The sequence below is a fragment of the bacterium genome, assembly GCA_021157605.1.
In the GTDB taxonomy this organism is placed as follows: domain Bacteria; phylum Patescibacteriota; class UBA1384; order JAGGWG01; family JAGGWG01; genus JAGGWG01.
The window spans coordinates 16,224-34,435 of the sequence record JAGGWG010000011.1 but is presented as its reverse complement, the minus strand read 5'-3'; the positions used below and the strand labels follow the sequence as shown (position 1 = coordinate 34,435).

The following is an 18,212-nucleotide window of genomic DNA, read 5'->3' as shown; positions in this document are numbered from 1 at the left end:
GACGGGATTTGAACCCGCGACCTTCCCGACGCATAGGTCGGGACGTTCTATCTAACTGAAAAGCTTTTCAGTGGATTTTTCCTTTCCTGATGATTTTCTCAATATAATCTCGGCGTTTCCATTTTTTTAGCTGTTTCTCTTTTCGGCGCGCGATTCTAATGTTTTTAAAGTGCTGAACAAAGACTAGATTAAATTTCCCCAGAGTTTTAGAAAAGCGGTGTTTCCCCTTCTTGTGTTCTTTTAGGCGGCGTTTCAAATCAGTAGTGCTTCCAATGTAGTACTGATTGCGCGATTGACTGTAAAGAATGTAAAGCCAGCCACCCTACATGATGGAATGGTAGAAAATGGCGGGGCGGACGGGATTTGAACCCGCGACCTCCGGCGTGACAGGCCGGCGTTCTATCCAACTGAACTACCGCCCCATTTACTTTTTAAGTTATTATAGGTTGTTAAACAGAAGTAGGCTCGCGACCTTCCCGACGCATAGGTCGGGACGTTCTATCCAACTGAACTACCGCTCCAGAGTTATTTATCAGAGGGATCTGTTTATTCTCAAAGATTTAAAGTTGGGTCCTATTTCTTAGCGGGTGACCGGATTTGAACCGGCAACCTCCTCCTTGGCAAGGAGGCGTTCTACCATTGAACTACACCCGCTTAAAAGCAGTTTAAACCAAAAAGAATCTGTTTAGCTGTTTAATTTTAGATAAAAGATTGTTTTATTTCAAGAGCTAGCTTAATCTCTGTGGTTTGGTTTGTTTGAATAGCCGCCAATAATAATCAGAGCCACTGGCAAAATCACCCACCACGATAGATGAGTATAGAGAAAGGAGGCTAATTTAGACTGAAGGATAAAGAGATTAAGTGTTGGTTGAGGCAAAAGTTTTAAAATTGAAGTAGCTAAAAGAGCAGTATATGAGGCGCTGTAAAGGAGGATCATAAGAAAAGAAGAGGGGGTATCTTTAGCCATGCTGCTTACCAAATCACTTCTAACAGCAAAAAAGACAATAATACCTAGAAATATAGTGAGCTTAACCCAAAAAGGATCAAGATTAGCTTTAACCCAAAAACTGCCAATAAAGTTTTGTCCCATAAAAAAAGCAGCTACTTTATCTCCCCAAACTTCAGTAACAACAATAGCTACATAAAGAGCAACAATACTGGCCAAAATTTTTTCTTTTTGTAAAATCAGACTATAAACAGCAAAAAAGACAAGAATCCCTACAATAATTAAATCCCACTTCGGCACTATTAATACTCCATCTGTTGGCATATCTTTCTTATTTTACCATAAAAACTCTTTATTCACTAACTAATTTGCCTGAGAAGGCGTCAATTTTTTTAATTAACTGATCAGGGCTGGTGGTGTCTTCATATTGGACAAACCAGTAAAGATAGTTTTTTGGATCAGCCCGATAAAGATTTAGAGTAATAATGCCTTCTGGATGGGAAGAACGGAAAGCTGAGCCTCCATTTTGCTCAGCCAAACTCAAGGCTTCAGTTAGATTAAGTTTAAGATATTGACGGTTGATTTTTAATAGATTGGGTTTTAAGTAATCTGTTTGCCAAACTAAAGCTCTTAGGAATTGGCCTTGAGTATTGAAGTTGATATTAAAATAATAGCTTTTATCTTCCGGCGTACAGTATATATAAGAATAAGTAAGATTGTTGGGATTAAGGTCAGCTGTCATTTTAATAGAGGTAGCGCAAAGCGAAGCGCTTTTTTTCCATTTGGAAGCAAATTCATAAGCCTGTTGTTCGAATTGCTGAAATTGGCTACTGACCGCATTAGCTTGATCTAAAATAGTGGGGGAGGAGGTAATATTAAGATTGTTTTGTTCTGAAGAGCTTTCAGTAGTTGTTTCTGTTGCCTCAGGTGTGGAAGTGGTTGAGGAGTTTCTGTTTCTGAGCAAAAGCAAAACTCCAACTACAGCTAAAATCAAAACCAAAATCCCAATACCGGCCAACTTTAAAAAAGATGAGCTTGATCGCATCTTTTTTAGTATATTATAAAAAAAGTGCTGAAGCGAGAGCGTTCTTTGTATCTGATAGTTTTTCTCTTAAGTTTTTGTATAGGAGTGGCTCTTTTTAGCTATTGGCAGATTTTTGTGGATAAAATGGTTGTTTTGCCTGTGTTTTTTAGTTTAGTTGCTTTAGTTTTGGCTAAAAAATGGTGGCGTCTTTGTTCTTGTTTGGTTTTAGGATTTACTTTGGGCTGGGCATACCTTTCTTTGTGGGGCGTGCCTTTATTTTTTCAGGGAGAGGAGATTGTGGGTAGGGTAGATGAAGTGATGTGTTTTAAGCAAAGATGTACTTGTGTAGTCAAAAGCGGAGGTTTGAGGATAAAGTTAGTGTTTAGTCCTGAAAGATTTGATCCCTCTTTTTGTTTGCCGGGTAATCTGGTTGAGGCCAAGGGCAAGTCTATTTCTGTTTATTCTTCAGAAAGATTTGCTAAAAGAATTAGCGGGGCTATAAAGGTTTCTGAACTGAAACTAATAGCTGAAAATCCACCTTTGTTTTTAGCAGTAAAGCGGAAGCTTTATTTAATCAAAGAGAGTTTTAAAAAACAACTTAAAAAAGTGATGTCTGAAGGCAATAGATCTTTTGCTCAAGGTTTGGTTTTGGGAGAAAAACAGAATTTTGATAGTAATTTTAAGGAGGCTCTAAAAAGAACAGGTACTTCTCATTTAGTAGCTTTGTCTGGTTTTAATATCTCAATTTTGATCTTTTCTCTTTTTGGGACTTTAAAATTTCTTTCGCCGTTATTTGCTTTTGGCACCACTTGTTTGGCTATTTTGGCCTTTGTGTTAATGACCGGAGCTTCTGCTTCAATTGTGAGAGCTGGCATTATGGGTGTTTTTTTACTAAGTGCGCAAATATTGGGGCGGCAGAGGGATAGTGTTTTAATTCTATCTTTTTCTTTATTTATAATGGCTTTATTGAATCCTTTTAGTTTAGTTTGGGATATATCACTTCAGCTTTCCTTTTTTGCCTTTGTGGGTTTATTGGCTTTAAGTCCTTTGTTAAGTCCCCCTTTGCAGAAGTTTGGTTTTTTAGGAGGGATTTTAGCAGAGACTATTGGTGCTATTTTGTTCACTTTGCCCCTTGTGGCTTACTACTTTGGTTCTATTAGTTGGATTGCATTTTTAGTCAATGTTTTGGTGGTAGCAGTGGTTCCTTTGGCTACTTATCTTATTTTAGCAACAGCGGTTTTTGGTTATTTTTCCCTGTTTCTTAGTCGTGTTTTTTCTTATTTAGCTGAAGTGTTTTTGTTTTATATCTTAAAAATCATAGAGTTTTTTGGCCGTTTTTCTTGGACAGTTTTGAATTTAGAAATATCCCATTTTGGTTGGCTTTTTCTCTATTATTTATTTTTGGGTTTTTTAGTTTTTTATCTTTGGCAAACAAGGTGGCAAAATGAAGAACTCCAGCCGTAGCTATTTTCTTTTTATTGTTTTGGTGTTTTTAGGGGTTTTTGTTTATCTTTGGTTTCAGGCTAATAGCCGTTTAGTAGTTTTTTGTGATGTGGGGCAGGGAGACGGTATTTTGATTAAAGATGGTTTGATTGAAGCAGTGGTTGATGCTGGTCCGGATAATGAAAAGATGAAAAATTGTTTAAATCGTTTTCTGCCTTTTTTTGACCGAAAAATTGAGTTTGTATTTGCTTCTCACTATGATGCTGATCATATTGGCGGTTTTTCTGATATTTTTTCTGCTTTTGAAGTGGGTAGAGTATACGGATTGGTTGAGGTTCAAAAAAAGACAAAAACCTATGAGCGCTGGCAGAGAGAATTGAGAAATTTAGGCTTAAAAGAAGAGCGTTTAATATATGGCCGCGTTATTCACCTAAACTCTGGCTATATAGAGGTTCTTTATCCTTTTTATGACACAGACTATTCAAGCCGTAATCTTTCTTTAGCAATGAAGCTTCATTTTTTAGATAAGAGTTTTGTTTTAGCTGGAGATTTGGAAAATTCCCACTGGAACGATCTTTTCAAGCATAATGTCTATTTAGGAGCTGATATATTTAAAGTGTCTCACCATGGCAGTCGCAATGGCTTAAGCCCTTTGCTTTTAGAAAAAATCAAGCCTCAAGAAGCAGTAATTTCTGTAGGTAAAAATACTTATGGTCATCCTCACAAAGAGGTTTTAGCTCTTTTAGAGAAAAATAACATCAGGGTGAGGCGGACAGACAAAGAACAGGATATTGTTTATTATTAATTAAGTGGATTTTGAGCAAAGATAAAGACATTGAAAATATATTATTTATCCGTTATGCTTATCTTTGCTAAAAATTATTATGGCTGGACACTCAAAGTGGGCAAATATTAGATTTAGAAAGGAAATTAAAGACAAGCGCAAGGGCAAACTTTTTTCTAAATTGGCTCGCGATATTTCTATTGCTGTAAAATTAGGTGGTCCTGATCCGGACTCCAACTCTCGTCTGAGGATTGCTCTTCAAGCAGCTAAAGCAGCTAATCTTCCTAAAGGCAATATTGAGCGGGCAATAAAAAGAGGAAGTGGTGAAGGAGCAGGAGAGTTAGAAGAGTTTTTATTAGAAGGTTATGGTCCTGGCGGAGCGGCTCTTTTAATAAAGTGTGTTTCTGACAACAAGAATCGTGCTCTCTCAGAAGTTAGGCATTTGCTTAGCCAATATGGAGGCAAGTTAGCTGAAGCTGGATCAGTAAAATGGATGTTTAAGCCCAAAGGCAGAATCGTGCTTTCTCGAGATCAAGACAAAAAAGAAGAAGAGGTGGAGATGGCGATAATTGAGTCTGGCGCAGAGGATTATGAGCAAGGGGAGGGGATTATTGTTGTTTATACTCATCCTGAAAAGTTAGAGCAGACTCGTTTGAACCTCGAAAAAGCAGGTATAGAAATTGAAACTCTTGCTTTAGGTTATGAGCCAGAAAATTCAGTTGAAGTTTCAGATAAAGTTAAAGAAAAAATTATTCAGCTTTTGGAAAAGTTGGAAAATTTAGAAGAAGTGAGTGAGGTTTATGCAAATTTAGGCTAAATAATATTTTGAGTTTACTTTTTTGTGGCTTATAATATTGGGGATGAAAGTATTAGGTATTGACCCAGGTACTCATCGAATAGGCTATGCTTTGCTTGAAAAAAACAAAAGCAGTTTTGTTGTTGGTTGTTATGGATGTTTACAACCCAAAGCACGTCTTGGTAGCACCAGACTTAAAGAGATTTTTACTAAAGTCCGTGCTATAATTAAAAAGCATCAGCCTGATATTTTGGCAGTAGAAAAACTTTATTTTTTTAAAAACCAAAAAACAGCTTTTGCTGTTAGTGAAGCACGGGGAGTAATAGTTTTAGCGGGTGCGGAAAATGGTTGCCAAGTGCTTGCTCCCACCCCCTTAGAAGTTAAACAGGCATTAACCGGTTATGGTCGGGCTTCTAAACAGCAGATTCAAATGATGATTCAGAAAATTTTAAAGCTTAAAGAGTTGCCCAAACCTGATGATGCTGCTGATGCTTTGGCAGTTGCTTTTTGGGCATTGTCTTGTTTGCAAAAAAAGGAGGGGTTTTATGCCAAGTCTTAGAAAAAATATTATTACTGGTGAGTGGGTAATTATTGCCCCTGAAAGAGCTAAAAGGCCAGAGGATTACATTAGGAAAAAGCCCAAAAAAAAGAAGACCAAAGATTGCCCTTTTTGTATTCCTGGTCCGGCTTATCCTACAAGGGTTTATGAGACAAAAAATATCTATGTTATTCCTAATAAATACCCCAGCTACATTCCCGAAGACGCGGTTTTAGAGCGGGGAGGAAAGCTTTACCCGGCTTACCGGGCTTTAGGTTACCATGAAGTTGTTAATTTAAAAAAACACCGGCCGGATCTTAGCGGGTTATCTTTAGCTGTATTAGATGAACTTTTTTATGTTTATCAAGAAAGGATGAAAAAACATCTTCAAGATCCGGCAGTTGAATACTCTTTACTTATTCATAACCATGGTGAGTCTTCAGGGGCTTCTATTGAGCATCCCCATTCGCAGATTTTTTCTTCTTCAGTTTTGCCTTCCCGGATTCGCAAAGAACTAAAAGGAGCGCAGAGATATTTTCAAAAAGAAAAAAGATGTGTTTTCTGTTCTTTGGTTGCAGAAGAGTTGAGAAAGGGCGAGAGGGTAATTTTAGAAAATAAGGATTTTGTTGCTTTTACTTTCTTTGCAGCCCGTTTTCCTTTTGAGATTTGGATTTTGCCTAAAAAACATAGAAACTATTTTGAGAAAATGAATAAAAGCAAAAGAGTGAGCTTGGCAGAGATTTTTTCTTCTGTTTTAAAGATTTTAGATAAGAAGTTGGGTGATCCTGATTTTAATTTTTTTATTCATACTACCCCGGCCAAAGAAGCAGGAGCAGAAAATTACTACCATTGGCATATTGAAATACTGCCTCGTTTAAGCAAATTTGGCGGTTATGAGTTGGGGGGAGGTATTGTGGTTGATGTGGTTTCTCCAGAAAAAGCAGCTTGGTTTTTGCGTCAAGATTGAAAAAAGAGGTATTTTAGCGTATACTTCAAACTATCTAAAATTCATTATGGCAAGATTTTTCCGGATGTTATCTGTGCTCATAGCAATAGTACTTTTTGCTGTTTTGGCCTATAACCACCAATTTCATTATTGGTTGTCAGTAGCAGTTGCCGAGGGGGCAGATTATAAAACCTTTCTCTGGCTTTTGCTTTTTCCTTGGGCAGTGACAATATTGGTTATTTCAAGACAGCTAATTGGTTTTAAAACTTATGGTATCTATATTCCTTCTGTATTAGCTGTAGCTTTGTTTGCTATTGGTTTGCGTTTTGGTCTTTTGTTTCTTTCAGCTGCTTTAGCAGTAGGTACAGTTGTCCGCTATTTGTTGTCTGGATGGCGGATTTTGGATTTACCCCGAAGAGCGATGGTAATGATTAGTGTGGCTTTAGTGATTGTCTGGCTTTTGATATTTAGTGTAAATCAGGGGTACTTTTTGGCCCGTTTGGCTCCAGTAGCAGTGTTTCCGGTTTTAATTATTATTGTTGCTTCAGAACGCTTTATTACTTCGCAACTGCGTCTTCCTTTTGGTAAAGCCCTTTCTTATACCCTGCAAACTTTAACAGTGGTGATTGCCGCAGTATTTCTAATGCGTTGGAGTGTTTTACAGAATTTTACTTGGCAATATCCAGAAGTGGTAGTTATTTTGATAGTTATTAACTTTATTTTAGGTCGTTATACTGGTTTAAGATTGACTGAATTCTTGCGTTTTAGAAAACTAATTTTTGAATAATGGCTCTGGAAGATGTATTGGGAGTTAATGCTCGTAATTTTTCCTATATTCGAGCTTGCAATCCTAGGGAGGTTATACGTTTGGTTGATAATAAACTAAAAACTAAGCGAGTTTTGAAAAATGCTGGTTTGCCTGTTCCCGAAACATATAAAGTATTCCGTCGGCCAGAGCAGGTAAGAAAATTTGATTTTAAAAGCCTTCCGAACAGTTTTGTGGTTAAGCCCAACTCTGGTTTTGGCGGCAAGGGTATTTTAGTAGTTTTTGGCAGGACTAAAAGGGGTTTTCTCAGATCAGATGGAGGTGATATTACTGAAGAGCAATTAAAGCTTCACATTCTTAATATTTTAGAAGGCACCTACTCTTTGAGTGGTTTACCTGATGTAGCTTATATAGAAGAAAGAATAAAGCCAGACAGAACCCTAAAACGGTTGGCTTATCGGGGGCTTCCAGATATTAGGGTGATTGTTTTTCGTCTTGTGCCGATTATGGCAATGCTAAGATTGCCTACTGTGGAATCAAGAGGAAGAGCTAATCTTCACGAGGGGGCAATTGGAGTAGGGATTGATTTGGGATCAGGAGTAACTTTAGATGGATTTCGCAATGGGAAAAGATATAAGGTTCTTCCTCGATCAAAAACAAAACTTAGAGGGAAAAAAATTAAGTTTTGGGAGGAGATTTTACTTTTGGCTTCAGAAGCTCAAGCAGCAGCAGGAGGTGATTTTTTAGGAGTAGATATTGCTTTAACTGAAAGAGGGCCTTTAATTTTAGAATTAAATGCTAGGCCGGGGTTAAGTATCCAAAATGTTAACAAGGCTGGCTTAAGAGAGAGGCTTGAAAGACTAAAGAAAATAGGGATAGAGCGGCCAGAAAAAGGAGTAAAGTTAGGAAAAGAGCTTTTTAGGGTTTATAGGGGATATCTCGGAGAAGAAGAGAGGCCGGTGATTGGTTTAGTAGAAGTAGTGGAGTTTTTTGGGAAAAAACATCGGATTAAGACTTTAGCCAAGATAGACACAGGTGCTTACTCTTGCTCCTTAGATTTTTCCATTGCTAAGCAGATGGGGCTTGAGGAATTAGTGGATAAATCTAGAGAGTTGCATCGGGCTTTTCGAGAAAAAGATAAAGTAAAGATCGAAAAGTTGCAGCGGGAAATTAAGAAATTTCCAGAAGTAATAAGATTTAAAAAAGTTCGTTCTAGTTTAGGAAAGGAAGTCCGGCCCTTGATTAAAGTTAAGCTAAGGATCGCAGGAAAACTTATTAAAGCTAAAGCGCATTTAAGTAATCGGCGACACTTAAAATATCCTGTTATTTTAGGACGTCTTACAGCAAGAGATTTTATTGTTGATCCCTTAAAATACACTAGCCGATTGCGTCCTTTTGCCGTAAAGAGTTTAGATGAGGTAAGGGCTTTTTTTGCTCTTTATCCACGGCGTATTATTGGTCTGAGTGTTAATGCTGTGCGTCGCGCCGGTCCTGAAAAATTTCTTAATAAGTATTTGGTAGCGGCTTTAAGAAAAAATACTGAAGATTTGCTTCTTGGAAAAGAGGGACTGAATATTTTTTCTGTAGCTGCTAATACAAGCAAAAAGAGCAAGATTGAGAAAATGCAATGGAATTCTAAAACAGTTGTTGCCTCTAAAGAATTTAAAAGTTTTTTAGAGTCATTACATTCCCCTACTGCTTGGATGGTTTATGCTCCTAGTGAAAAAATAAAAAAGGTTGCCACAGAATTTGGAGCTAAGGTTTTAGCTGTTTCTCCTCAGCTGTTCGAAAGACTAGATAATAAGGTTTTTTTGCGAAAAGTAGCTTCCAAATTAAATCTGCCTGCTCCTAGTTCTAAACTTCTTTCTTCGCCAGCAGATTGGAATAGAAAAAAAGGAAAGTTAACCTTTCCTGTTGTGGTTCAAGAGTTGTCTGGGATGGGAGGAAGGGGAAGCAGAATGGTAAAAAACAAGGAGGAGCTTGTAAAAATATTAGCAAAAGAAGAAAAATGGCCCTTGCTTGTTAGCGAAAAAAAGGAAGGGGTGCCTCTTTCTATAGAGGGATGTGTTCTTAAAAAAGATGTTTTTTATCTTCCACCCCAAATTCAAGTTGTTGATCAGGAAGAGTTGGTGGGGAAGAACACTTTTGGCCGTTTTTGTGGTCACGACTTTAATTCTTCTCTTATTCCGGAAGAGATACAGAAGATTTGTTTTGAGTATGTGGAAAAGATAGGGGAGGTTTTGCGGCGAGAAGGTTTTAAGGGGCTTTTTAGCTTAGATTGTATTTGGGCTCCTGATGGAAAGGTATACCTTATTGAGCTTAATCCTCGGCTTACCGGCACTTTGCCTGTTCAGCTCTGGATTCAGTTAGCCCATAAGCAGATTCCTCTTTTAGCTTGGCATTTGATGGGGTTCTTAAAAGCTTCTTATTCAGTGAATCAAAAAAGAATACAGACTCAATATTTGCGTCCTCGACGAGGCGCTCATTTAGTACTGCATTATTTAGGTCGTAAGCCTGCTTATGTGACTAAAGGTCTCAAAGCTGGAGTCTATTTTTTTAACGGTCGTAAGTTAATTTATCGCCGCGCTGATCATAATTTTTCTAAGCTTGCTAAGGACGAGATTATTATTACTGATGGGGTTCCTGCTAAAGGTACTTATCTGAAGCCTGGGTTCACTTTGTGCCGCATAATTACTAAGAATTCAGTTTTAGATAAGAGTTTGAAGTGTCTTAATCCGTGGGCGCGTCAATTAGTAAAAATTCTGAGAGCTAAAGTGGAGCTATAAAATTTACTTTTTTTGCTTTCGTCTTTACGATAAAAAACGTCAAATTTAAGAGATGGCATTATTGGGGCTGTTGCGATTCTCTTTCTAGGTCTTCATCGGTAATGCCCAATACCATCAGAATGTAAAGATGGCGCCAGTTGGTAGGGTCATATTTGCCGATATCAAATTTTACCATTGCCTCTGGATGCTCTCTCACTAATTTCCAAATACTAATATTGCCTTCCCGGTAAATAATGTCTTTGGTAAAGCAGGCGCCGCGGGTTTTACAATCTGTTCCGCGAAAAGTTCTTACACATCTTGTCCAAGCAGAACTTTGAGCCTTTTTGCGGGCTTCTTCTGGTGTTTTTCCCCTCTTTAAGTTGCGCATATAAAACAAAGCCTCCAGAATTTGAAAGACTTTTCGGAAATCGCGAGGTTGTCCATCTAAACCCATAGCCAGAGATATAGCCAAGTGACCTTCTAAGCCGGCGTATTTTTCTATTTTCTCTTTGGTAATTTGTTCTCTCATAGTAGCGATACCTTCCTCTGCTTTTTCATAACGATCAAGTCCAGCTCCTAATAGCAGCAGACGGCTTCGTTCTCCTTTAAGCCGGCGTTGCACATGGGTGCCTATTTCGTGGAGAATCAGGGCTACCAGTTTTTCTTTGGAGGTTTTGCGTGTTGCAGGTATACGTACCTCCTGTGATTCTTGACTAACAGCAATACCTGTTTTGCTGCTTTCTTCGTCAATAACCACTTTCCATCCTTCTGCTTGGAGGCGCTGCAGGGCTTGGGTAAAGGCTTCTCGGATAAGAGGGGCATCAAATTTATCTAATTCAGGTAGTTCAGGTATAAGCTTTTGTAGAAGTTTTTTTGAAGCCTCTCGAGCCTGAGTTACTGTTTCCTCTTCTGGTAAAGAGAGGGAGATATTGTTTACTTGCGGCAGGAGGCGGGTTAAGTTTTCTGCGGCTTCTTTTAAGGTTTCAGATGCTTCTGGGTCTTCAAGAATCTTTTGCGCCTCTTGACGTGTTTCTCCAATAGTAAAGGCAAAAATTTCAGAAGAGGGTTTGCCATAGATAAATTCTGACCAACGTCTGAATCGCCGCATATCACCTGCTAAAGTGGCTTGGAGCATTCTTAGGGTGGCGATTTTTTCGTTGATTTTCCAGCGATAGGCCTGTTTGACCACCGGATTACTTTCTTGCTCAATAATCTTCTTTTTTAATTCCAAAAGCTCATTTTCGCGTCTTTGCAAATCTTCTGCACTGAGGTGGGGGTAGTCAAAAGTAGGGTTTTCAATTTTGTCTTGCAAAAAGGCTTCTTTTTGTTGATTCCTGTATTCCTTGTTTCCTTCCAAAAACTCATAGGCTTCAAAAAGGCCGATCTTTTGGAATTCCTCCCACCACTGCGAATCGTAGGTTCTTACTTCTAAGGCTGTAGTTGTCTGCATTCCTTTTTTCTCTGGCTCTGGTTGGTTTGGCGCAAAAGAACTTTCTCTTTCCATGCTCCTTTCTATTATATAACATTTTTTCTTTTAGCAAATGGAGTTTGGTTGATAAAGAAGTTTTTAGCGCTTATTATTAAGCTATGATCGCTTATCTGGAGGGAGAGGTTAAAATTAGGGGAGCAAATTTTATTGTTTTGGTTACCAAAAGTGGGTTAGGATATTTGGTTAATGTTCCTCCCAGATTAATCTCCCAAAAGATAGCTCGTCTCTTTATTTATCACTACCAGACAGAAAAGAGTGAGTCTTTATATGGATTTGCTACTTTTAAGGAAAGAGAACTTTTTGGCAAGCTGATTAAAATTTCCGGCTTGGGTCCCAAGGGGGCTTTGGCGCTTCTTTCCCTTTACCGGCCGGAAGAAGTTTTAGCTTTTATCCAAGAGGGAAATCTGGCTAAGTTAGAGGTAGCCCCGGGTATTGGTAAAAAAACTGCTCGCAAGGTTTTAGCTGAACTTTCTGCCTCGGAAATGTTTAAGCAGTCTGGCGAAGAGGATCTGCTTGAGGCTTTAGAAAGTTTAGGTTTTTCCCGGCAAGAAGCTCAAAAGAGTTTACAGTACTTAAGCGGCAAAGAAAAAACTCTTGCTGAGAAAGTGCGTCGTATTTTAAAAGAAAAAGGGAAAAATGCCTGAAGATATATTCAAAGATAAAGAAACTCAAATTGACAGGACCCTGCGTCCTAAAACTCTCGATGAATTTATAGGTCAGCCTAAAATTAAACATAGTCTGGCTGTTTTTCTACAGGCGGCGCAACAAAGGGGAGAGCCTTTGGAACACTTGCTTTTGCACGGGCCACCGGGCATTGGTAAAACTACTTTAGCTCATATTATTGCCAAAGAATTAAATGTTCCTATTAAAATTACCTCAGGGCCAGCGCTTGAGAGGGTAGGGGATTTGGCTGCTGTTCTTTCCAGTTTAGAAGAAGGGGAAATTCTTTTTATTGATGAAATCCATCGTTTACGCCGCCAGATTGAAGAGGTTCTTTACCCTGCCTTAGAAGAAGGAAAAATTGATCTTGTTTTAGGCAAAGGTCCTTCTGCTCAGGTAATGCGTTTAGATCTTAACCCCTTTACTTTAATTGGTGCCACTACCCAATATGCCAGTCTTTCTTCGCCTTTACGGGATAGATTTGGCATTGTTTATCGTTTAGGATTTTATGAACCAAAAGATATTGAAACAATTATTAAGCGCTCTGCCAAGATTTTAAAAATAGGTATAAAAGACAAGGCTGTAAAAATTATTGCCCAGCGTTCCCGGCGCACTCCTCGTATTGCTAACCGTTTATTAAAGAGAATAAGAGATTTTGCCCAAGTGGAAAACAAAAAGGCAATTGATAATGTTTTAGCTCAGAAAGCTCTTGATGCTCTTGAAATCGATGATTTTGGTTTAGATGAGCTTGACAGAAAAATTTTGGAAGTAATTTCTAATAAGTTTGCTGGAGGGCCAGTAGGGATTAATGCTTTAGCTTCTGCAGTAGGGGAAGAAAGAGCTACTTTAGAGGAAGTGTATGAACCCTATTTAATTCAGATTGGATTTTTGAATCGGACACCCAAAGGAAGGGTAGTTACGGAAAGGGGTTTGAGACATTTGCAAAATAGTTCCTTATTTAAACACTTATGAACCAGAAAGATTTAAAAGATAAGGTTATTCTTGTTCATATCTGTTGTGCTCCTTGTGCTGTGGGGATTTTGCCTTTTTTAAAGGAGCAGGGGTTTAGCATTATTGGTTTTTTCTATAATCCCAATATTCATGGTGAAAAAGAGTACCAAAAGCGTCTTAAAGATGTGAGGCGACTTTGTCAAAAAGAAAATATCAAATTAGAGATACCGGATTATAATATGCAGGAGTATTTTTCTGCTATTTATGATTATGAGAAAAAGCACTACTGTAAAATTGAAGATAATTCCACAAAGCGCTGTCCCGTGTGTTATCGTTTGCGTTTAGAAACTACAGCTAAGTATGCGCAAAAGATAAAGGCTGATTTTTTCACCACCACCCTTTTAATCTCTCCTTACCAACAGCAATCTGTTATTTGGCGTATAGGTATAGAGCTGGGTGAGCATTTTCATATCCCTTTTTATTTTCGAGATTTAAGAAAAATTTATTGGGAAGCATTGCACAAAGCCAAGAAAAGAGGTTTTTATTTGCCAACTTACTGTGGATGTGCTTATAGTTTAAAAGAGAAAGAAAAAGGTAAACTATGATTTGGCTGCTTTTATTGTTTTATCTATTAGTTGTAGTGCTATGGAGTATAGCCAGTTTTTTTGCTATGAGAGCCTTGCACCAATTTGGTTTTGTGGGAGACGCCACCTTAAAGGCAAGAAGAATTTATCTTTTTGTTTCTGTTTTAATTATTATTTCTGGTTTTTTAGCAATAATTTTAAGTTAATAGCTATGTTTAAGAGTATGTTTCAAGGTGATGCCCAGCAGAGGTTAGAAGAAGGAGAGGAGATTGTTATTTTTCTGCACCGGCATTGGTTGGCAATGTTGCCAGTGTTTTTAGCGGTTTTAGTGTTGATTCTTTTTCCTATTTTGGTTTTTGTGGCTTATTCTTATTTTGATCTTTCTCTTTTGTTAGAAGAGTGGGGTTTGTTAGTTTCTCCAAGTAAAATTTTAGCTTTCTTTTTTGCTGTTTATTTTCTTTTTTTGGATTTCTTTTGTTTGGTTGCCTGGATTCAGTATTATTTAGACGTTACTATTTTGACTAATCGGCGTTTAGTAGATATAGAGCAGGTGAACATTTTCCAACGTCAAGTGGCTTCCACTGATTTAGTCTATATTCAGGATGTGAGTTCTGAGGTTAAAGGTTTTTTGCCCTCTTTATTGGATTATGGACGGGTTGTTGTACAAACTGCGGGTGAACGTCCAAATTTCATCTTGGAAAACATACCCCATCCTTCAGCTGTAGCTCGTCAGATTTTGGTTACTGCCCAGGGTAAAACTTCAACCCAAGTTTCTTCTGGAGAAGAGTTAATTAAAAGACATGAAGAGGAGGTTTTTTCTTCTATGAGTGGAGGGAAACTAGTCCCAAGTAGCAATTTTTCTAAAAAGGAAAGACAAAGTAGAAGCGAGGGAGTTAATATTAGTGGTAAGGAAGAGGTTGAGAATAAAGAAGAGAGTCGGGATAGAGAAAAAAGTGAGGATGCTCAGTCAGGAGAAATTGATTTAACCTAATATAGTTTTTTGTAAAATTCTGCCGCGTCCAGCGGATTAAAAAATTAAACTTAGGGGTAAGAATTGGCAAAAGCTGATTATTCGTTCTGCTCAATATTTTTTACTTATAAAGACACCAAGGAAAGGATTCAAATAATACACAAGTCAGGTTTGGCCCAGCCATTGGTAAGACTAAGACCTTTAGGGGTAATAAAAGCATAGTTTTGCTCTAAAAAATAAGAGATGTTAATCTAAAAATTATGCATTTAAAAGACCTTAATTATTTTTTGCCCCAAAATTTGATAGCCCAAAAACCTGTTAGACCTAGAGATTATTCACGTTTGATGATTTTGAATAAAAAAACAGGAGAAATTGAGCATCGGCGATTTTTTGATTTGGTTGAGTTTGTTGACGATAGTTATGTATTTGTTTTTAACAATAGTAAAGTTTTACCTTTTCGCGTTCACGGGGAAAAAGAAACAGGCGGAAGAGTAGAGGTCTTATTCCTTAAAGAAGCAGACAAGCGTTTATGGCATGTTCTAGCTAAAGGTAAACTTAATTCTCAGGCCAAAGTTTTTCTTGGCCAAGGTATTGAGCTTGAGTTCCAAAATTTTCTAAATAAAGAAAAGGTTTGGGAAGTAAGAGTAAACTGCTCAGACAAAAAATTATTAAATTTTCTTCTTGGGAAAGGACGAACTCCCTTGCCGCCGTATATCAAAACTAAAATACCTGAAGCCAAAGCTCAAAAATGGTATCAGTCGATTTTTGCGCAAAATCCTGGCTCTGTAGCTGCCCCTACTGCTTCTTTTCATTTTACCCAAAGACTACTTAAAAAATTGCGCCAGAAAGGGGTAGAGTCTGTCTTTATTACTTTGCATATTGGTTGGGGCACTTTTGCTCCTATTAGAACAAAAAAAATCAAAGATCACAGGATTCATTCTGAGTGGATAGAGATTTCAGAAGAAGCGGCTGGATTTTTAAACCAAAAAATTAAAGAAGGAAAAAAGGTTTTAGCTGTAGGTACTACGGCAGTAAGGTCTTTGGAATCAGCGGTCACTAAAAAAGGTATTGTGCAAGCTTGTAAAAAAGAAACCTCTCTTTTTATCTACCCGCCTTTTCAGTTCAAAATTGTAAAAAGCATGATTACCAATTTTCATTTGCCTAAAAGCTCTCTTTTGGCTTTGGTCTCTGCTTTTGCTGGCAGCAAAAATATCCTTCGGGCTTATAGGGAGGCTGTCAAAAAGAAGTATCGATTTTTTAGTTTTGGGGATGCGATGTTGATTAGATAGGGCACTCTTTTGGTCTTTTTTATTTTCTTTGTATAAATAAAATTGCTCTTTCTGAGTTATTTCTTAAGAAGATTCCGTCCTTTTAATCTTGGTTTTTTATCCCTGTTTTTTAATGTTTAGGGTAATGTAATGTCCCCTACCCTTCCCCCTTATACTTAAAAATTAAGTTTTTTAAAAGTAAGAAAAGATGGTATAATACAGAAAATGGCAAGCAGAAAGTGGCTTGCGGTTTTTGCTGCTTTAGTGTTTTTAACACCTAATTTTTCATTAGCAAAAGCAAATCTTGATTTATCAACAAAACTTAAAACTTTAGGTGGTCTCTCTATACAAGAGGTAAAAGCAAAAAGTTCCCTTACCCCCTCTCATTATGGTGAATGGTTGGAAATAATGAATACAACTGATGAGAAACTTGATCTGGGAGATTTTTGTCTGCTTAATGACAGTGACTATGTTGTTGATATCCAGAGAGGGTTAAGAGAACCTAAAAATTGTTTTCCTTCCTTCAGTCTTGGTCCCAAAGAAGTGGCAATAGTGGCTTATTCTGCTTTTTGGTTTTTGTCGGAAAATGGTTTTGAGTTGGATGTGGTAAAAGAGGAGATGGAAAGTGGGTCTAACCTGAAAGACATATTTGGAGGCTATCTTTTTGAGCTTAAAGAAACAGGCGAGTCTTCTCTTATTGAAGAAAGAGTGCCTAATTTGGAGAATTTGTCTTTGAGCCGAGCCTATCTCTCGGACAAAGATGGTTTTCTTTATATAATTACTAAATCGGGGGAAATAGTTGATAGTTTTGTTTGGCAGGAAGCAGAGAAAGAGAGCTCTTGGCAAAAGCCTGTTTATAGTCAAAATTTGCCCTTTGTTTCTTTTGCCCCCACACCTTTTGTTGCTTTGCCAGAGTTTATTGAAGTAGATTTAGATATAGGTTTTCAAAGTGTCAATCTTTCTTTTGAACGTTTGGGTGGTCCTCTTGCTTATGAACAAGTTAGTCTTTATCAGGACAATAAGACACTTGTTTCTCAAAGCTTTGTTGGTTTAGATAGGATTGGTTTTAGCCAACTTAAAGAAGATACAGATTACAGATTAGTACTTGAGGCTTGCGATAATTATTTTTGTTTCCAAAGAGAGATATTTTTTAAAACAAAGAAACACTATCCTCTTATTTGGCTTAATGAACTTTATCCAGCGCCAAAAAGTGGTGAAAAGGAATTTGTGGAGCTTTATAATCCCAATAATTTTTCTGTAGATTTAGATGGCTGGCAGCTTCAGGACAAGGCTAAAAATATCTTTTTTCTTTCCGGAGTGATTAAGGCTAAAAATTTTTTGGTTTTTTATCCTAATTTTGTTCTGAACAATAACCAAGAAGAACTTATACTCTTTGATCCCAATAAGGAAAAAAGTGATTCTGTTTCTTATGAGCAAGCTTTGAGTACTTTTTCTTATTCTCGTTTTGGCTCAAAATGGGAGTGGTCGCGTGAAATAACTCCAGGTGCAGAAAATGTTTTTAAGCCTCAATTCTTGCCTTCCTCTGTAAGAGAGGCTCGTCAGCTGGATGATTGGGTTGAGCTTAAGGCTAAGGTGGTAATCCCTAATAATGTTTTTGCCTCTTCTTACCTTTATATTGCCCAAGATAATTGGGCTCTTAAGGTTAAAATTCCTTCGAAACAGAGTTTTGCTTTTAATTCCTGCTTTTTATGGCGAGGAAAGATAAAGCAGGGTCAGGAACCTTATCTTAAACTTCTTTATTTTCAGCCAGCTATAGATTGTCCTGATTTTTATTTTAAAAAAGCTAATCTTGGGTCTTTGGTTTTAGGGCAGTTAGTATCTATTAAGGCTGAAATCGAATCTAAAAGAGGAGGGTATTTTATAAAAGACACAGACTTAAAAGTAAGGGCTCCTTTTAAATTGAAAAAGAGCCAAGGATCAATAAAAGCTCTGGTTGGTTCAGGTTCAAAGTATAGACAGCTTTTTATATATCTGCCGCAGTGGATAAAATATATGGCTAAATCTGAAGATCAAGTCTCGATTTTGTCTGAAGGGAATTCTAATAAAGAGATGGAAGGTTCTAAGAGCTCAAAAGATGTTTTTTTAAGGCCAGAAAAATTAGAAACAAAGGTGTCGGGGGTCAGTTTAAAATGTGAAGATTTTCGGCAAAAAACATCAAATTCTGATTTGTTTTCGTATTTTTGGCTTTTTCCTTACTACTTTGTTTTGCTTTCTTTTTTAGGGCTTGCGAAGATGCTCTTTTTCCCCTAGATTTAAGAACA

General features: G+C 37.5%; 18 protein-coding genes and 2 tRNA genes. 14 read left to right on the top strand and 6 right to left on the bottom strand.

Features of this window, described 5'->3' with window-relative positions:
• Nucleotides 1-67: 67 nt before the first annotated feature.
• The 5 genes from J7K05_01665 to J7K05_01645 form a co-directional block, all read right to left on the bottom strand.
• The gene (locus J7K05_01665) at nucleotides 68-307 is read right to left on the bottom strand and encodes a GIY-YIG nuclease family protein (GenBank protein MCD6194891.1); all 240 of its coding nucleotides are present in this window, start codon (nucleotides 305-307) and stop codon (nucleotides 68-70) included.
• Nucleotides 308-345: 38 nt separating this feature from the next.
• A tRNA-Asp gene (locus tag J7K05_01660) sits at nucleotides 346-422 on the bottom strand.
• A 160-nt stretch (nucleotides 423-582) separates the two neighbouring features.
• Nucleotides 583-654, bottom strand: a tRNA-Gly gene (locus tag J7K05_01655).
• A 79-nt stretch (nucleotides 655-733) separates the two neighbouring features.
• On the bottom strand, nucleotides 734-1,270 hold the full coding sequence (locus tag J7K05_01650) for a hypothetical protein (protein MCD6194890.1): 537 nt from the start codon (nucleotides 1,268-1,270) through the stop codon (nucleotides 734-736).
• A 28-nt stretch (nucleotides 1,271-1,298) separates the two neighbouring features.
• Entirely contained in the window at nucleotides 1,299-1,991 is a 693-nt protein-coding gene (locus J7K05_01645) for a hypothetical protein (GenBank protein ID MCD6194889.1), read from the bottom strand.
• Between the two features lie 24 nt (nucleotides 1,992-2,015).
• Here J7K05_01645 and J7K05_01640 point away from each other — a divergent pair, with 24 nt between their 5' ends.
• The 7 genes from J7K05_01640 (at nucleotide 2,016) to J7K05_01610 (ending at nucleotide 10,029) form a co-directional block, all read left to right on the top strand.
• Nucleotides 2,016-3,434, top strand: a complete 1,419-nt coding sequence (locus J7K05_01640) for a ComEC/Rec2 family competence protein (protein ID MCD6194888.1) — start codon at nucleotides 2,016-2,018, stop codon at nucleotides 3,432-3,434.
• A complete protein-coding gene (locus tag J7K05_01635) occupies nucleotides 3,415-4,218 on the top strand; it encodes an MBL fold metallo-hydrolase (protein ID MCD6194887.1) in 804 nt (267 codons plus the stop codon). The genes J7K05_01640 and J7K05_01635 overlap by 20 nt, the downstream gene beginning before the upstream one ends.
• Before the next feature lie 79 nt (nucleotides 4,219-4,297).
• Entirely contained in the window at nucleotides 4,298-5,014 is a 717-nt protein-coding gene (locus J7K05_01630; GenBank protein MCD6194886.1) for a YebC/PmpR family DNA-binding transcriptional regulator, read from the top strand.
• 43 nt (nucleotides 5,015-5,057) lie between these two features.
• Nucleotides 5,058-5,552 (top strand): crossover junction endodeoxyribonuclease RuvC, encoded by a 495-nt coding sequence (ruvC, locus tag J7K05_01625; GenBank protein MCD6194885.1) that lies wholly within the window; start codon nucleotides 5,058-5,060, stop codon nucleotides 5,550-5,552.
• Nucleotides 5,539-6,498: a galactose-1-phosphate uridylyltransferase gene (gene galT, locus J7K05_01620; protein ID MCD6194884.1), complete on the top strand. Its 960-nt coding sequence runs from the start codon at nucleotides 5,539-5,541 to the stop codon at nucleotides 6,496-6,498. Before ruvC ends, galT begins: the two co-directional genes overlap by 14 nt.
• Before the next feature lie 46 nt (nucleotides 6,499-6,544).
• Nucleotides 6,545-7,264, top strand: coding sequence for a hypothetical protein (locus J7K05_01615; GenBank protein ID MCD6194883.1), 720 nt, complete (start codon nucleotides 6,545-6,547; stop codon nucleotides 7,262-7,264).
• Nucleotides 7,264-10,029 carry an ATP-grasp domain-containing protein gene (locus tag J7K05_01610; protein ID MCD6194882.1) on the top strand — a complete coding sequence of 922 codons (2,766 nt, stop codon included), beginning with the start codon at nucleotides 7,264-7,266 and terminating at the stop codon, nucleotides 10,027-10,029. The genes J7K05_01615 and J7K05_01610 overlap by 1 nt, the downstream gene beginning before the upstream one ends.
• A 58-nt stretch (nucleotides 10,030-10,087) precedes the next feature.
• Here the strand turns inward: J7K05_01610 and J7K05_01605 are convergent, their stop codons facing one another.
• Nucleotides 10,088-11,512, bottom strand: a complete 1,425-nt coding sequence (locus tag J7K05_01605) for a DUF1704 domain-containing protein (protein MCD6194881.1) — start codon at nucleotides 11,510-11,512, stop codon at nucleotides 10,088-10,090.
• An 83-nt stretch (nucleotides 11,513-11,595) separates the two neighbouring features.
• Between J7K05_01605 and ruvA the strand changes: the two genes are divergently transcribed.
• From ruvA to J7K05_01570, 7 genes are all read left to right on the top strand, one after another.
• Nucleotides 11,596-12,141 (top strand): Holliday junction branch migration protein RuvA, encoded by a 546-nt coding sequence (gene ruvA / locus J7K05_01600; protein MCD6194880.1) that lies wholly within the window; start codon nucleotides 11,596-11,598, stop codon nucleotides 12,139-12,141.
• Entirely contained in the window at nucleotides 12,134-13,129 is a 996-nt protein-coding gene (ruvB, locus tag J7K05_01595; GenBank protein MCD6194879.1) for a Holliday junction branch migration DNA helicase RuvB, read from the top strand. Before ruvA ends, ruvB begins: the two co-directional genes overlap by 8 nt.
• Nucleotides 13,126-13,713 carry an epoxyqueuosine reductase QueH gene (locus J7K05_01590; GenBank protein MCD6194878.1) on the top strand — a complete coding sequence of 196 codons (588 nt, stop codon included), beginning with the start codon at nucleotides 13,126-13,128 and terminating at the stop codon, nucleotides 13,711-13,713. Before ruvB ends, J7K05_01590 begins: the two co-directional genes overlap by 4 nt.
• Complete coding sequence (locus tag J7K05_01585; protein ID MCD6194877.1) at nucleotides 13,710-13,898, top strand: hypothetical protein; 189 nt, start codon at nucleotides 13,710-13,712, stop codon at nucleotides 13,896-13,898. The genes J7K05_01590 and J7K05_01585 overlap by 4 nt, the downstream gene beginning before the upstream one ends.
• 5 nt (nucleotides 13,899-13,903) lie before the next feature.
• A complete protein-coding gene (locus tag J7K05_01580; protein ID MCD6194876.1) occupies nucleotides 13,904-14,683 on the top strand; it encodes a hypothetical protein in 780 nt (259 codons plus the stop codon).
• Between the two features lie 239 nt (nucleotides 14,684-14,922).
• The gene (gene queA, locus J7K05_01575) at nucleotides 14,923-15,951 is read left to right on the top strand and encodes a tRNA preQ1(34) S-adenosylmethionine ribosyltransferase-isomerase QueA (protein MCD6194875.1); all 1,029 of its coding nucleotides are present in this window, start codon (nucleotides 14,923-14,925) and stop codon (nucleotides 15,949-15,951) included.
• 204 nt (nucleotides 15,952-16,155) lie between these two features.
• Complete coding sequence (locus J7K05_01570; protein MCD6194874.1) at nucleotides 16,156-18,201, top strand: lamin tail domain-containing protein; 2,046 nt, start codon at nucleotides 16,156-16,158, stop codon at nucleotides 18,199-18,201.
• The last annotated feature ends 11 nt before the right edge of the window (nucleotides 18,202-18,212 follow it).

What these genes read in the sequence shown, in the direction of transcription:
- J7K05_01650 (MCD6194890.1), bottom strand. Translation starts at nt 1,270, where the DNA reads ATGCCAACAGATGGAGTATTAATAGTGCCGAAGTGGGATTTAATTATT.
- J7K05_01645 (MCD6194889.1), bottom strand. Translation starts at nt 1,991, where the DNA reads ATGCGATCAAGCTCATCTTTTTTAAAGTTGGCCGGTATTGGGATTTTG.
- J7K05_01635 (MCD6194887.1), top strand. Translation starts at nt 3,415, where the DNA reads ATGAAGAACTCCAGCCGTAGCTATTTTCTTTTTATTGTTTTGGTGTTT.
- J7K05_01630 (MCD6194886.1), top strand. Translation starts at nt 4,298, where the DNA reads ATGGCTGGACACTCAAAGTGGGCAAATATTAGATTTAGAAAGGAAATT.
- ruvC (MCD6194885.1), top strand. Translation starts at nt 5,058, where the DNA reads ATGAAAGTATTAGGTATTGACCCAGGTACTCATCGAATAGGCTATGCT.
- galT (MCD6194884.1), top strand. Translation starts at nt 5,539, where the DNA reads ATGCCAAGTCTTAGAAAAAATATTATTACTGGTGAGTGGGTAATTATT.
- J7K05_01615 (MCD6194883.1), top strand. Translation starts at nt 6,545, where the DNA reads ATGGCAAGATTTTTCCGGATGTTATCTGTGCTCATAGCAATAGTACTT.
- J7K05_01610 (MCD6194882.1), top strand. Translation starts at nt 7,264, where the DNA reads ATGGCTCTGGAAGATGTATTGGGAGTTAATGCTCGTAATTTTTCCTAT.
- J7K05_01605 (MCD6194881.1), bottom strand. Translation starts at nt 11,512, where the DNA reads ATGGAAAGAGAAAGTTCTTTTGCGCCAAACCAACCAGAGCCAGAGAAA.
- ruvA (MCD6194880.1), top strand. Translation starts at nt 11,596, where the DNA reads ATGATCGCTTATCTGGAGGGAGAGGTTAAAATTAGGGGAGCAAATTTT.
- ruvB (MCD6194879.1), top strand. Translation starts at nt 12,134, where the DNA reads ATGCCTGAAGATATATTCAAAGATAAAGAAACTCAAATTGACAGGACC.
- J7K05_01590 (MCD6194878.1), top strand. Translation starts at nt 13,126, where the DNA reads ATGAACCAGAAAGATTTAAAAGATAAGGTTATTCTTGTTCATATCTGT.
- J7K05_01585 (MCD6194877.1), top strand. Translation starts at nt 13,710, where the DNA reads ATGATTTGGCTGCTTTTATTGTTTTATCTATTAGTTGTAGTGCTATGG.
- J7K05_01580 (MCD6194876.1), top strand. Translation starts at nt 13,904, where the DNA reads ATGTTTAAGAGTATGTTTCAAGGTGATGCCCAGCAGAGGTTAGAAGAA.
- queA (MCD6194875.1), top strand. Translation starts at nt 14,923, where the DNA reads ATGCATTTAAAAGACCTTAATTATTTTTTGCCCCAAAATTTGATAGCC.
- J7K05_01570 (MCD6194874.1), top strand. Translation starts at nt 16,156, where the DNA reads ATGGCAAGCAGAAAGTGGCTTGCGGTTTTTGCTGCTTTAGTGTTTTTA.